The organism is Pseudomonas sp. TMW 2.1634 (assembly GCF_001703595.1).
GTDB lineage: Bacteria > Pseudomonadota > Gammaproteobacteria > Pseudomonadales > Pseudomonadaceae > Aquipseudomonas > Aquipseudomonas fragi.
The window spans coordinates 4,226,365-4,240,153 of sequence record NZ_CP016849.1 but is presented as its reverse complement, the minus strand read 5'-3'; the positions used below and the strand labels follow the sequence as shown (position 1 = coordinate 4,240,153).

At 62.0% G+C, this 13,789-nt stretch carries 11 protein-coding genes; 9 read left to right on the top strand and 2 right to left on the bottom strand.

Features of this window, described 5'->3' with window-relative positions:
- The first annotated feature begins 17 nt into the window (after positions 1-17).
- From betA to BFC21_RS20005, 9 genes are all read left to right on the top strand, one after another.
- Positions 18-1,721 (top strand): choline dehydrogenase, encoded by a 1,704-nt coding sequence (gene betA, locus BFC21_RS20055; RefSeq protein ID WP_088379558.1) that lies wholly within the window; start codon positions 18-20, stop codon positions 1,719-1,721.
- 228 nt (positions 1,722-1,949) lie between these two features.
- The gene (locus BFC21_RS20050; RefSeq protein WP_047278180.1) at positions 1,950-2,645 is read left to right on the top strand and encodes an RraA family protein; all 696 of its coding nucleotides are present in this window, start codon (positions 1,950-1,952) and stop codon (positions 2,643-2,645) included.
- A gap of 133 nt (positions 2,646-2,778) precedes the next feature.
- Complete coding sequence (locus BFC21_RS20045) at positions 2,779-4,221, top strand: TldD/PmbA family protein (RefSeq protein ID WP_088378741.1); 1,443 nt, start codon at positions 2,779-2,781, stop codon at positions 4,219-4,221.
- Complete coding sequence (locus BFC21_RS20040) at positions 4,221-5,558, top strand: TldD/PmbA family protein (RefSeq protein WP_088378740.1); 1,338 nt, start codon at positions 4,221-4,223, stop codon at positions 5,556-5,558. The genes BFC21_RS20045 and BFC21_RS20040 overlap by 1 nt, the downstream gene beginning before the upstream one ends.
- Positions 5,559-5,682: 124 nt before the next feature.
- Entirely contained in the window at positions 5,683-7,113 is a 1,431-nt protein-coding gene (gene mdtD, locus BFC21_RS20030) for a multidrug transporter subunit MdtD (protein ID WP_016782591.1), read from the top strand.
- A 150-nt stretch (positions 7,114-7,263) separates the two neighbouring features.
- Complete coding sequence (dbpA, locus tag BFC21_RS20025; RefSeq protein ID WP_228795946.1) at positions 7,264-8,601, top strand: ATP-dependent RNA helicase DbpA; 1,338 nt, start codon at positions 7,264-7,266, stop codon at positions 8,599-8,601.
- 154 nt (positions 8,602-8,755) lie between these two features.
- Positions 8,756-9,934: an NAD(P)/FAD-dependent oxidoreductase gene (locus tag BFC21_RS20015; RefSeq protein ID WP_088378739.1), complete on the top strand. Its 1,179-nt coding sequence runs from the start codon at positions 8,756-8,758 to the stop codon at positions 9,932-9,934.
- Positions 9,935-10,119: 185 nt separating this feature from the next.
- On the top strand, positions 10,120-12,294 hold the full coding sequence (gene yccS / locus BFC21_RS20010) for a YccS family putative transporter (protein ID WP_088378738.1): 2,175 nt from the start codon (positions 10,120-10,122) through the stop codon (positions 12,292-12,294).
- A 64-nt stretch (positions 12,295-12,358) separates the two neighbouring features.
- The gene (locus BFC21_RS20005; protein ID WP_088378737.1) at positions 12,359-12,820 is read left to right on the top strand and encodes a GNAT family N-acetyltransferase; all 462 of its coding nucleotides are present in this window, start codon (positions 12,359-12,361) and stop codon (positions 12,818-12,820) included.
- On the opposite strand, the gene BFC21_RS20000 is transcribed toward BFC21_RS20005, so the two are convergent.
- Both BFC21_RS20000 and BFC21_RS19995 read right to left on the bottom strand, forming a co-directional pair.
- Entirely contained in the window at positions 12,811-13,107 is a 297-nt protein-coding gene (locus BFC21_RS20000) for a helix-turn-helix domain-containing protein (protein ID WP_016782595.1), read from the bottom strand. The genes BFC21_RS20005 and BFC21_RS20000 overlap by 10 nt on opposite strands.
- Positions 13,108-13,242: 135 nt before the next feature.
- Complete coding sequence (locus BFC21_RS19995) at positions 13,243-13,743, bottom strand: YgjP-like metallopeptidase domain-containing protein (protein ID WP_088378736.1); 501 nt, start codon at positions 13,741-13,743, stop codon at positions 13,243-13,245.
- Positions 13,744-13,789: the final 46 nt, after the last annotated feature.

Genomic DNA, 13,789 nt, shown 5'->3' with positions numbered 1-13,789 from the left:
TCCAAGAGGGTGCATTTATGTCCCAAGAATTCGATTACATCATCATTGGTGCCGGCTCTGCCGGTAACACTCTGGCGACCCGTCTGACTGAAGACCAGGGCGTCACCGTGCTGCTGCTTGAAGCAGGCGGCCCGGACTACCGCTTCGACTTCCGTACCCAGATGCCTGCCGCACTGGCGTTCCCGCTGCAAGGCCGTCGCTACAACTGGGCCTTCGAGACCGACCCGGAACCGCACATGGACAACCGTCGCATGGAATGTGGTCGCGGCAAGGGCCTGGGCGGCTCGTCCCTGATCAACGGCATGTGCTACATCCGCGGCAACGCGATGGACTATGACGGCTGGGCAAAAATGCCAGGCCTGGAAGACTGGGATTACCTCAGCTGCCTGCCGTACTTCCGCAAGGCCGAAACCCGCGACATCGGCCCCAACGACTACCACGGTGGCGATGGCCCGGTCAGCGTGACCACGCCTAAGGCCGGTAACAACGTATTGTTCCACGCCATGGTTGAAGCTGGCGTACAGGCCGGCTACCCGCGCACCGAAGACCTGAACGGCTATCAGCAGGAAGGTTTCGGCCCGATGGACCGTACCGTAACGCCCAACGGCCGTCGCGCCAGCACCGCCCGTGGCTACCTGGACACCGCCAAGCAGCGTCCGACCCTGAAAATCGTCACCCACGCCCTGACCGACAAAATCCTGTTTGAAGGCAAGCGTGCGGTAGGCGTGTCCTACATGGTCGGCGACAGCGACACCCGCATCCAGGCCAAGGCCCGCAAGGAAGTACTGCTGTGCAGCGGTGCCATCGGTTCGCCGACCGTGCTGCAACGCTCCGGCGTCGGCCCGGCCGAGCTGCTCAACAGCCTCGACATCCCGGTGGTTCACGACCTGCCGGGCGTTGGCCAGAACCTGCAGGACCACCTTGAGTTGTACCTGCAATACGCCTGCACCCAGCCGGTGTCGCTGTACCCGTCACTGTTGTGGTGGAACCAGCCGGCCATCGGTGCAGAGTGGATGTTCCTGGGCAAGGGCATTGGCGCCAGCAACCAGTTTGAAGCCGGTGGTTTTATCCGCACCCGCGAAGAATTCGAATGGCCGAACATCCAGTACCACTTCCTGCCGGTAGCGATTAACTACAACGGCAGCAATGGCGTGAAAGAGCACGGTTTCCAGGCGCACATGGGTTCCATGCGCTCGCCGAGCCGTGGCCGGATCAACGTGAAGTCCAAGGACCCGCGCGAGTACCCGAGCATCCTCTTCAACTACATGGCGAGCGAGCAGGACTGGCAGGAATTCCGTGACGGCATCCGCCTGACCCGCGAAATCATGCAGCAGCCTGCGCTGGATGCGTACCGTGGCCGCGAAATCAGCCCGGGCATCGACAAGCAGACCGACGAAGAGCTGGATACCTTTATCCGCGAACACGCCGAAACCGCTTTCCACCCGTCGTGCTCGTGCAAGATGGGCACCGACGAGATGGCCGTGGTCGACGCTGAAGGCCGTGTGCACGGGATGCAGGGCCTGCGTGTGGTCGATGCCTCGATCATGCCGCTGATCACCACCGGCAACCTCAACGCACCGACGATCATGATCGCCGAGAAAATCGCCGACAAGATCCGTGGCCGCCAGCCGGAGCCACGCAGCACTGCTGCTTACTACGTCGCAGGCGACGCACCGGTGCGCGGCAAGCCACTGCGTGAGGTAAGCCGTACCGCGCAGTAACCGCAACACCCTGTAGGAGCGGGCTTGCTCGCGATACAAGCGACTCGGTACACCGGGAAATTCACGGTGATACCCTCGCGAGCAAGCCCGCTCCCACAGGTCCCATTCCAGTTTCATCTTGCCCCGCTTGCCCCGGCCTCAACGCAGGCACTACTCTAGTACCTCGCTTCGCGCCACACCCCCCCGCCCCACCCGACATGCCAGCCTTGCCTGGCCAAGAGGTTTTCTATGTTTGATGTTGTCTCTTCGAGCAAATGGCCGACCGGCTTTCTGATTAATCCAAACGCAGAACCTCTCGATCCAAAATGGCTTACCGAATTCAGCAAGATCCCCGCAGCCGCTGTCAGTGACTGTCTGGGCCGCAACGTCGGCGGTCTGGGCCTGAAGTCTTTCCACGGCAATCGGCCGATGCTGGGCAGCGCCCTGACCGTTCGCGTACGCCCGGGCGACAACCTGATGATCCTCAAAGCCATGCAAATGGCCCGCCCCGGCGATGTGCTGGTGATCGACGGCAGCGCCGACCTGACCCGTGCCGTATTTGGCGGCATCATGCGTGCAATGGCCCTCAAGGCCGGAATTGTCGGCGTGGTGATCAACGGCGCCCTGCGCGACCTCGACGAATGGCAAACCGGTGAACTGCCGGCCTACGCCATCGGCGGCGTACACCGCGGCCCGAGCACTGACGGCGGCGGCGAAATCAACGTGCCGATCTCGTGTGCCGGCATGCTGGTAATGCCTGGCGACCTGATGATTGGCGATGGTGACGGCGTGGTTGCGGCTTCGCGCAGTGAACTGCCGGAATTGCTGATCCGTTGCCACGACCTGCTGGCGCGTGAACAGGCAACGCTCAAGGCAATCGAAGAAGGCACCCTGGACCCGGACCGTTTTGACGCCATCCTGCGCGCCAAGGGTTGCCCGGTTTAACACGCTACGCGCCCCCCCTGTGGGAGCGGGCTTGCTCGCGATGGCATCGGCGCGGTCCAGCGGGTTAACCGCACTGCCTGCATCGCGAGCAAGCCCGCTCCCACAGCCCCACCAAGTCCAAGGAGGTCTGTGCATGTTCGATTTCTACCCTCAGCTCAAGCAGCGCTTTGACGCGCTGCGCACCCGGGCCGAGTTCTTTTCGTTACGTTATGTACGCGAGTCCGGGCAATACCTGTCGGTACGCAAGAACGTCGCAGAGCCTCCCTCATTCAGTCACGACCAGGGCGCCATGCTCACCGTGCGGTTGCGCGGCATCGAGGCTTATGCCGCCACCAATGACCTGTCCCAGGCCGGCCTGCAGGCGGCCCTCGACCGCGCCGAAGCCCAGGCCCAACTGATCGCCGGGCATGCCCTGCTCAACCTGAGCCAGGAGCCGGTGTCCCATGAGCGCGCCGATTTTTTCTCCCCCGACCTCGACCAGGCCTTCCCGTCACTGAGTGAGTGCTTCGAGCTGCTGGGTGCCGAGTCGGCCGCCGTGCCCAAGGACGAGCGGCTGGTGAGCTGGGTGGTTTCACTGGGCCTCAATCACGTCGAACAGATTTATCTGAACAGCGCCGGCGCCGAACTGCGCCGCGCCCAGCGTTTTGTCTACCCGGGCATGAGCGTCACCGCCTATGACGGCAACGACAGCCAGAGCCGCAGCTTGGGCCGCGAGAACTTTGGCCAGCAAGGTGGCGCCGATGTGATCAGCCGCTGCGGGCTGATCGGCGCCGCACCCCAGGTCGCCGACCAGGCCCTGCAATTGCTGCTGGCGCCCAATGCCCCGGCGGGCAAGCGCGACCTGCTGCTGATGCCCGACCAGATGATCCTGCAAATCCACGAATCCATCGGCCACCCGCTGGAGCTGGACCGCATTCTCGGTGACGAGCGCAATTACGCAGGCACCAGCTTCGTCAAGGCCAGCGACTTCGGCAGCCTGCAATACGGCTCAAAACTGCTGAACGTGACCTTCGACCCGACCATCCCCGAGGAACTCGCCAGCTACCGCTTCGACGACGACGGCACCCCGGCCTACAAGGAGTATCTGATCCGCGAAGGCCTGCTGCTGCGCCCGCTGGGCGGCGCACTGTCGCAGTTCCGCTCGGGCCTTGAAGGCGTGGCCAACAGCCGCGCCTGCGGCTGGAACCGACCGCCGATCGACCGCATGGCCAACCTCAATATCGAGCCCGGCGACCAGTCGCTGGAGCAAATGATTGGCGGTATCGAAAGCGGCATCCTGATGGCCACCAACCGCTCGTGGTCGATTGACGATGCGCGCAACAAGTTCCAGTTCGGTTGCGAATGGGGCCAGTTGATCGAAAACGGCGAACTCAAGGGCGTGGTCAAGAACCCCAACTACCGGGGCATTTCCGACCAGTTCTGGCGCAACCTCAGCGCCGTGGGCGACGCCAGCACCTTCAAGGTACTGGGCACGCCCAACTGCGGCAAGGGCGAGCCGAACCAGGTGATTCGCGTGGGCCATGCGTCCCCGGCCTGTGTGTTCAGTCAAATCGATGTGTTTGGAGGTGATGCCTGATGAGTACCCCATTGAGTCAGGCCGGGCAGTTCAAGGCGCTGGTCGAGTGGCTGGGCAAGGCGATCCGCCCGCCCGAGCAGTTCACCCTGGGCTATAACGGCGAAGCCTCGGAATTTATCCGCTTCAACAAGGGCAAGGTGCGTCAGGCCGGGCAAGTGCAACAGGCCAGCCTGAGCCTGAAGCTGATCCACGATGGCCGCCATGCCGATGTGAGCCTTACCCTGGCCGGTGAGTCGAATGTCGACAAACACCGCCTGGCCGAAGCGCTGCAGCAACTGCGCGATACCTTGCCATTACTGCCCGTCGACCCGTACCTGCTGCTCAACCCGCAGCCGTGGCACAGCCATGCCGAGCAGAGCCAGCCCCTGCCGGACACGGCCCGGGTTCTGGAGGAAATTCGCAGTGCATCCAAAGGTGTCGATCTGGTGGGCTTTTATGCCAGCGGGCCGATCAGCTACGGCTACGCCAGTTCCGAAGGCGCTTTCGGCTGGCATGAGGCCAATAGTTTCAACTTCGACTGGAGCCTGTTCCACAGTAACGGGCAGGCGGTCAAAGCCAGCTACGCCGGTGCAGACTGGGACAGCGAGCGTTTCGCCCGGCGCATGCAATTGGCCCGCGAGCAACTGAGCTTCCTCGATCGCCCGCTACACGCCCTGGCGCCCGGAGAATACCGCGCCTACCTGGCCCCAGCTGCGCTGGAAGAAGTGATGAGCATGCTGTGCTGGGGTGGTTTTTCGGCCCAGGCCCTGGCCAGCAAATCCAGCCCGCTGCAAAAGCTCTACGCAGGGGATGCCCAGCTGAGCCCGCTGGTGTCGTTTGACGAGCAGGTCAGCCAGTCCCTGAGCCCGGCGTTTTCCGGCGAAGGCTACCCGCGTCAGGACTTGTCGCTGGTCAAGCACGGCAAGGCCGAGCAGCAACTGGTGAGTTCACGCAGTGCCGCCGAGTATGGCCTTGAGGTCAACGGCGCACCGGAACACGAAGCACCGAGCGCGCTGGCAATGGCGGCGGGGACGCTGGAACAGTCCGACATCCTCCAGCAGTTGGGCACCGGGCTGTATATCAGCAACCTGTGGTACCTGAACTACTCGGACCAGCCGGCCGCGCGCCTGACCGGCATGACCCGCTTTGCCACCTTCTGGGTCGAGAACGGCGAGATAAAGGCCCCGGTCAATACCATGCGGTTTGATGACAGCGTCTATAGTCTGCTGGGTTCGCAACTGGAAGCGCTGACGGCCGAGCGTGAATTGCTGTTGTCGGCCAGCACCTACGAGCAGCGCCAGACGGCGTCGAACCTGCTGCCGGGAGCGCTGGTCAAAAAACTCACGCTGACGCTGTAACACCTGTGGGAGCGGGCTTGCTCGCGATTGAATCGCTGCGGTTCACCTGGAAAACCCGGGTGTCTGCATCGCGAGCAAGCCCGCTCCCACAGAGGATTATCGACAATCCATAAAAAGAGGTCCTATGCCCGTACGCCCGGTTCTAAGCCCTGAAACCCTGCGCTGGTTGCCGTGGGTGGTGGCCATCGCGTTTTTCATGCAGTCGCTCGACGGCACCATCCTCAACACTGCCCTGCCCGACATGGCCCTCGACCTGAAGGAAAACCCGCTGCGCATGCAGGGCGTGATCGTTGCCTACATGCTCACCGTGGCCCTGCTAATCCCGGCCTCGGGCTGGATCGCCGACCGCTTCGGCACCAAGAAAATTTTCTTCAGCGCCATTCTGCTGTTCAGCTTTGGCTCGTTGCTCTGTGCCTTGTCCGGCACCCTCAACGAGCTGATCGGTGCACGGATCATCCAGGGCCTGGGCGGCGCCCTGATGCTGCCCATCGGCCGGCTGGTAGTGCTCAAGGCCTACCCGCGCTCGGAACTGGTGCGGATCATGGGTTTTATTACCATCCCCGGCCTGCTCGGCCCGCTGATCGGCCCCACGATGGGCGGCTGGATGGTGCAGTACCTGAGCTGGCACTGGATCTTCCTGATCAACCTGCCGGTGGGCATCCTCGGCTGCTGGGCAGTCTGGCACTTCATTCCGGATTTGCGCGGCAGCGAACGCACCCGTTTCGACGGCCTGGGTTTTGTGCTGTTTGGCGCGGCGATGGTGTTTATCACCATTGCTATGGAAGGCCTGGGCGAGCTGCATATGCCGCACCTGCGGGTGATGTTGCTGCTGTTTGCGGGCATGGCGTGCCTGGCAGCGTACTGGCTGCGCGCGGGTAATATCAGCAACCCGCTGTTCTCCCCGGTGCTGTTTAAAACCAAGACCTTCGCGGTGGGCATCCTCGGTAACCTGTTCGCCCGCCTGGGCAGCGGCGCCCTGCCGTTTCTGGTGCCGCTGCTGTTGCAAGTCGCACTGGGCTATTCACCGTCGCAGGCCGGGATGAGCATGCTGCCTTTGGCCGCGGCTGCGATGCTGGCCAAATGGGTGGCAAGGCCGCTGATTGAACGCGTGGGCTATCGCACGGTGCTGACGGCCAACACCTTCGCCCTGGGCCTGATGCTGGCCAGCATGGGCCTGGTGACCGAACACACGCCTTACCCGCTGTTGCTGTCCATGCTGGCTGTGCTGGGGGCGATCAACTCGCTGCAGTTCACCGCCATGAATACCGTGACCCTGATCGACCTCGACGACGCCAGCGCCAGCAGCGGCAACAGCTTGCTGTCGGTGGTGGCGCAGCTGTCCCTGAGCCTGGGCGTGGCCTGCGCCGGGGCATTGCTCGGCGGTTTTACCGGGGATGGTGGCAGCGATGGCGTAGACACCGTATTGGGCGCGTTCCAGCTGACCTTCCTCACAGTGGGGATCATGGCCATGCTGGCGGCGGCGATTTTCCTGCAACTGTCACCCCAGGACGGGCGCAAACCCAAGGCCAACTCGGAGCATGAGCTGGAACATTAAGCTGCTTTTTATGCAGAACTGGATGACATCTCGTCCAGAATGTTCAGGCAAAGGGCATGGGACTGGTACACTGCGCGACATTTTGTTTTGCAGGCCAGTCCCGTGACCACCATTGCCACCGCTTTTAATACTCTGCCTCTGTCCGCCGCCATGCTGGCTAACCTCGACTCCCTCGGTTATGCCCAGATGACGCCGATTCAGGCGCAGAGCTTGCCGGTGATCCTCAAAGGCATGGACCTGATCGCCCAGGCCAAGACCGGCAGTGGCAAAACTGCCGCCTTCGGCATCGGCCTGCTGAACCCGATCAACCCGCGCTTCTTCGGCTGCCAGGCTCTGGTGATTTGCCCGACCCGCGAACTGGCTGACCAGGTTGCCAAGGAAATCCGCCGTCTGGCCCGCGCCGAAGACAACATCAAGGTGCTGACCCTGTGCGGCGGCGTGTCGTTCGGCCCGCAGATCGGTTCGCTGGAGCACGGCGCACACATCATCGTCGGCACCCCGGGCCGTATCCAGCAGCACTTGCGCAAAGGTTCGCTGGTACTGGACGGCCTGAACACCCTGGTACTGGACGAAGCTGACCGCATGCTCGACATGGGCTTCTATGACGCCATCGAAGACATCATTGTCAAAACCCCGGAGCGTCGCCAGACCCTGCTGTTCTCGGCCACCTACCCGGCCGGTATCAAGCAGTTGTCGTCCAAGTTCATGCGCAACCCTCAGCAGGTAAAAGCCGAGGCGCTGCACACGGACAGCCAGATCGAGCAACGCTTCTACGAAATCTCGCCTGAAGAGCGCATGAGCGCCGTGACCAAGGTGCTGGGCCACTTCCGCCCGCAGTCTTGCGTAGCGTTCTGCTTCACCAAGCAGCAGGTGCAGGAAACCGTTGATCACCTGACCTCCAAAGGCATTTCGGCTGTCGGCCTGCATGGTGACCTGGAACAGCGCGACCGTGACCAGGTGCTGGCGATGTTTGCCAACCGCTCGACTTCAGTACTGGTTGCCACCGACGTGGCGGCGCGTGGTCTGGACATCGACGCGCTGGACATGGTGCTCAACGTTGAGCTGGCCCGCGACTCGGAAATCCATATTCACCGCGTTGGCCGTACCGGCCGTGCCGGTGAAAAAGGCGTGGCCATCAGCCTGGTTGCTCCGTCCGAAGCGCACCGCGCCCAGGCCATCGAGCAGTTGCAGAAAGCGCCGCTGAACTGGGAAACCCTGGACACCCTGACCTCTCAAGGCGGCGCACCGTTGCTGCCGGCCATGAGCACACTGGTGATCGGTGCAGGTCGTAAAGACAAGGTGCGCCCGGGTGACATCCTCGGTGCCCTGACCGGCGACGCAGGCATCCCGGGTGCCCAGGTCGGCAAGATCGCGATCTTTGACTTCCAGGCTTATGTGGCGGTTGACCGCACCATCGCCAAGCAAGCGGCCCAGCGCCTGAGCGAAGGCAAAATCAAAGGCCGCGTATTGCGCGTGCGGGTTTTGTAAATAATCGCCTGAACAACAGCGATCAAATGTGGGAGCGGGCTTGCTCGCGATGCAAATAACTCGGTTCATCTGAATGACCGGGGTGCTGCAATCGCGGGCAAGCCCGCTCCCACATCAGGTTTGCACTGACCATAAATTTTGTGAGGACACCGCTTTGCGCTCTACCGACGTTGTGATTATTGGCGCTGGCGCCGCAGGCTTGATGTGCGCACTGACCGCCGCCAACCGCGGGCGCAAGGTGATGCTGATCGACCACGCCAACAAGGCCGGCAAAAAGATCCTGATGTCGGGCGGTGGCCGCTGCAACTTCACCAACATGTACACCGAGCCGAACAATTTCCTGTCGCAGAACCCGCACTTCTGCAAGTCGGCCCTGGCCCGCTACACCCAGTGGGACTTTATCGAGATGGTCACCAAACACGGCGTGCCCTATCACGAGAAAAAACTCGGCCAGCTGTTCTGCGATAACAAATCCAGCGACATCCTTGAAATGCTTCTCGACGAGTGCAAACAGGCGGGCGTCAGCCTGCACCTGGACACATCGGTCGAGCAGATCGAAAAAACCGACAACGGCTACAGCCTCAACACCACACTAGGCCCGGTTGACTGCCAGTCGCTGGTGGTCGCCACCGGCGGGCTGTCGATCCCGACCCTGGGCGCCACGGGGTTTGGTTATCAAATCGCCAAACAGTTCGGCCACACCTTGTTGCCGACCCGCGCAGGCCTGGTGCCGTTCACCATCACCGATCAGCTTAAGGAAATCTGCACCGAGCTGTCGGGCACGTCGGTGGATTGCCTGGTGAGCTGCAACGACCAGAGCTTTCGCGAAAATATCCTGTTCACCCATCGGGGCTTGAGCGGGCCGGCAATCTTGCAGATTTCCTCGTTCTGGAACCCGGGCGACACGGTTGAAATCAACCTGCTGCCCGACCTCGACGCCCTGAGCTGGCTGCAGACCCAGCAGGCTGAACGCCCCAACAGCGAGCTGAAAACCTTGCTGGGGGAAATCTTCACCAAGAAAATGGCCAACCTGCTGGCCGAGCACTGGTTCGAATCCAAGCCGATGAAACAGTACACCCCGGCAGAACTGGCGCAGGTGGCGGACAAACTGGCGAGCTGGAAAGTGGTGCCCGCCGGCACCGAGGGCTATCGCACCGCGGAGGTGACCCTGGGCGGGGTGGATACCCGTGAAGTGTCGTCCAAGACCATGGAATCGCTCAAAAGCCCGGGCTTGTACTTTGTCGGTGAAGTGCTGGATGTCAGCGGCCACCTGGGTGGTTTCAACTTCCAGTGGGCATGGGCCTCGGGGTATGCGGCGGCGCAGTTCGTCTGACCTGAGCCAGCGCCAAGCGCATCGCGAGCAAGCCCGCTCCCACAGGAATATCGTTGTTCCTGTGGGAGCGGGCTTGCTCGCGATGGGCCTTTGCATAAATATTTTTGGTTCGATGTGACAGCCCCATTGCGCTGTCGTCTTATCTGGCTCAAGTTAGCGAATCACGAGCCAGGCACCGCCACTTCATGTCATCGAAAAGCTTTCAGCATTCCTTGCGTCGCCTGTGGGCACTGGACAAGTTCAGTTACAGCGTACGGGTATTTGTCGCCCTGACCGGCAGCATGGCTTTCTGCTGGTATCAGGATGAGATGTCGTTGCTGATCCCGTTGTTTCTGGGGATTATCGCCAGCGCCCTGTCTGAAACCGATGACAGCTGGCAGGGCCGCCTCAACGCCCTGCTGGTGACCCTGGTGTGTTTCACCGCCTCGGCCCTGAGTGTCGAGCTGCTTTTCCCCTACCCCTGGCTGATGGTCTGCGCGCTGGCCCTGGCCAGTTTCGGCCTGACCATGCTCGGGGCATTGGGCGAACGCTACGGGGCGATTGCCTCGGCCACACTGATCCTGGCCGTATACACCATGATCGGCGTGGACCAGCGCGGCGGCGAAGTCACCAATTTCTGGCATGAACCCTTGCTGCTGGTGGCCGGTGCGGCCTGGTACGGGATACTGTCGGTGCTATGGCAGGCCCTGTTCTCCAATCAACCGGTGCAACAGAGCCTGGCCCGGCTGTTCTGGGAACTGGGGCTGTACCTGAAGATCAAGTCGGCGCTGTTCGAGCCCATCCGCAAGCTGGACGTAGAAGCAGGCCGCCTGGAACTGGCCCGGCAAAACGGCCGGGTGGTGGCGGCGCTGAACACCGCCAAGGAGATCATCCTGCACCGGGTCGGCAACACCCGGCCTGGCTCCAAGCTCAGCCGCTACCTCAAGCTGTATTTTCTCGCGCAGGACATCCATGAGCGCGCCAGTTCGTCCCATTACCCGTACAACGCCCTGGCCGATGCCTTCTTCCACAGTGACGTGATGTTCCGCTGCCAGCGCCTGTTGCGCCAGCAGGGCGTGGCCTGCCAGCGGCTGTCGGAATCGATCAAGCTGCGCCAGCCATTCGTCTATGACGACAGTTTTGCCGAGGCCCTGGGCGACCTGCACGCTTCCCTTGAACACTTGCGCATCCAGAGCAACCCGGCCTGGCGCGGGCTGCTGCGCTCACTGCGGGCGCTGGCCGCCAACCTGGGCACCCTCGACCGCCTGTTGAGCGATGCAAGCAACCCCGACACCCTGGCCGATGCCACCGACAGCAGCCTGCTGGACCGTTCGCCGCGTAACCTCAAGGATGTCTGGTCGCGCCTGCGCCAGCATCTGACGCCAACGTCGCTGATCTTCCGCCACGCCCTGCGCCTGCCTCTGGCCCTGAGCATCGGTTTTGCGATGGTGCACTGGATTCACCCCAGCCAGGGTTACTGGATCATCCTCACCACGCTGTTCGTGTGCCAGCCAAGCTACGGCGCCACGCGGCGCAAGTTCAGCCAGCGGATTATCGGCACCGCCATCGGCCTGGCCGTGGGCTGGGCGCTGTTCGATCTGTTTCCCAACCCGCTGGTGCAGTCGATGTTTGCCGTGGTGGCCGGGGTGGTGTTCTTTATCAACCGCACCACGCGCTACACCCTGAGCACGGCGGCCATCACCCTGATGATCCTGTTTTGCTTCAACCAGGTGGGCGATGGCTACGGGCTGTTCCTGCCGCGCCTGTTCGACACCCTGGTGGGCAGCGTGATCGCGGCAGCAGCAGTGTTCCTGTTCCTGCCGGACTGGCAGGGCCGTCGCCTCAATCAGGTGCTGGCCAATACCCTGAGCTGCAACAGCCAGTATCTGCGCCAGATCATGCAGCAATACGCCCAGGGCAAAAGCGACAGCCTGGCCTATCGGCTGGCACGGCGTAACGCCCACAACGCCGATGCCGCGCTGTCGACCACCCTGGCCAATATGCTGATGGAGCCCGGGCACTTCCGTAAGGATGCCGATATGGGCTTTCGTTTCCTGGTGATGTCCCACACCTTGCTCAGCTACTTGTCTGGCCTGGGCGCCCACCGCGACACCGTATTGCCCGCCGAGGTGCGCGAACAGTTGATTGAAGGGGCCGGGAGCAAGATTGCCGACAGCATCGACCAGATTGCCCAGGGCCTGGCCAGCAAGCAGGCGGTTGCGGTGCAAAGTGACGAGGAAGAGACCCTGGCCGGCGAGCTTGAGCAAATGCCGGACGAAATCGATGAGAACCAGAGGCTGGTGCAAACCCAACTGGCGCTGATTTGCCGCCAGCTCGGGCCGCTGCGCACCCTGGCCGCGCATTTGGTCAAGACGCCTTAGGCCTTGGCGCCAGTCGGTATCGCGCCTACTATCGGGGCATGAACTCGCCAACAAGGACAAGATCGTGACCACCGACTGGCTCTGCAAACACCACAACGACCTGGGCAAGGAACAGCTCTACGCCATTCTCGAATTACGCTCCAAAGTATTTGTCGCCGAGCAGAAATGCGCCTATCAGGACGTCGACGGGCAGGACCTGACGGGCGATACCCTGCATGTGATGGGCTGGCAAGACGACCAGCTGGTAGCGTATGCACGCATCCTCGACCCCGAGTCCCAGGGCGGTGACGTGGTCATTGGTCGCGTGATCGTTGCCGTCGAGGGTCGCGGGCAAAAGCTTGGGCATACCCTGCTTGAACAGGCCCTGGAAAACATCGAAGAATACTGGCCGGGGCAGCCCGTGTTCCTGTCGGCCCAGGCACACCTGCAACCTTTCTATGAGCAACACGGGTTCAGTGTTCAGGGCGAGATGTACCTGGAAGACAACATCCCGCACATCGGCATGCGCCTGACAGCTCAGGGGTAACCCAGCACCTGCTTGATCTGCACCAGGTGCCCGCCGACCCAGGCTTTGTCCACCGGGCCCCAGCTGCGGATCAGGTAGCGACCGGCGTGGTTGCGGGCGCCGTCCTGCTGTTCAAACTCGCAGATGATGTCCAGATCCGCCAGGGCCGCAATGGTGTCCTGCGCGGTACGACGCGGCATGCCGGTCACCTCGGTGAGTGCCGGTACGCTGCTGGCGGTCTGGCTGTCGATCAACCAGGCCACATACAGGCGCCGGTAAAAACTGCTTTTGGTTTTACTGACTTCCATTCAGAACTCCTGCCCGCCTGTACGGGCCCGGCGCGCGTGGGAGCGGGCTAGCTCGCGATTAAATCGCTGCGGTTCGGCAGTTGTACCGAGGCGACCATATCGCGGGCAAGCCCGCTTCCACACACAAAGTAAGTGTCAGGTTTTGCCCTGCATATCCCGCCACGTCAGGTAGACACGCAGGTCAAACTCCAGCTGGTGATAACCCGGCAACATGTGCTCGCATAACTTGTAGAACGCCTTGTTGTGGTCCGACTCTTTCAAGTGGGCCAGCTCGTGAACCACGATCATGCGCAAAAACTCGGGCGCCGCTTCCTTGAACAGCGAAGCCACGCGCAGCTCCTTCTTGGCCTTGAGCTTGCCGCCCTGGACCCGTGATATGGCCGTATGCAAGCCCAGCGCACGGTGGGTCAGGTCGAGTTTGTTATCAAACAGCACCTTGTCAAAAGACGGTGCATTGCGCAGGTATTCCTGTTTGAGTTCCTGAGCGTAGGCATACAAGGCCTTGTCGCTTTGTACCGCATGACGCTGAGGGTAACGCTCGCTCAGGTAACCGCCCAGCTGCTCGCGCGCAATCAATTGGCGCACCTGCTCTTGCAAGGTCTGGGGGTAAGCCTGGAGGTATTTGAGAACAGTCATGGGCGCCAACGCACAGCGTAAAAGTATGCCAGTGTAGCGAATTCAC

Excerpts from the sequence above, each read along its gene's own strand:
- BFC21_RS20040 (WP_088378740.1), top strand. The coding sequence starts at position 4,221 with ATGAGTACCCCATTGAGTCAGGCCGGGCAGTTCAAGGCGCTGGTCGAG.
- dbpA (WP_228795946.1), top strand. The coding sequence starts at position 7,264 with ATGCTGGCTAACCTCGACTCCCTCGGTTATGCCCAGATGACGCCGATT.
- BFC21_RS20000 (WP_016782595.1), bottom strand. The coding sequence starts at position 13,107 with ATGGAAGTCAGTAAAACCAAAAGCAGTTTTTACCGGCGCCTGTATGTG.
- yccS (WP_088378738.1), top strand. The coding sequence starts at position 10,120 with ATGTCATCGAAAAGCTTTCAGCATTCCTTGCGTCGCCTGTGGGCACTG.
- BFC21_RS20045 (WP_088378741.1), top strand. The coding sequence starts at position 2,779 with ATGTTCGATTTCTACCCTCAGCTCAAGCAGCGCTTTGACGCGCTGCGC.
- mdtD (WP_016782591.1), top strand. The coding sequence starts at position 5,683 with ATGCCCGTACGCCCGGTTCTAAGCCCTGAAACCCTGCGCTGGTTGCCG.
- BFC21_RS20050 (WP_047278180.1), top strand. The coding sequence starts at position 1,950 with ATGTTTGATGTTGTCTCTTCGAGCAAATGGCCGACCGGCTTTCTGATT.
- BFC21_RS19995 (WP_088378736.1), bottom strand. The coding sequence starts at position 13,743 with ATGACTGTTCTCAAATACCTCCAGGCTTACCCCCAGACCTTGCAAGAG.
- betA (WP_088379558.1), top strand. The coding sequence starts at position 18 with ATGTCCCAAGAATTCGATTACATCATCATTGGTGCCGGCTCTGCCGGT.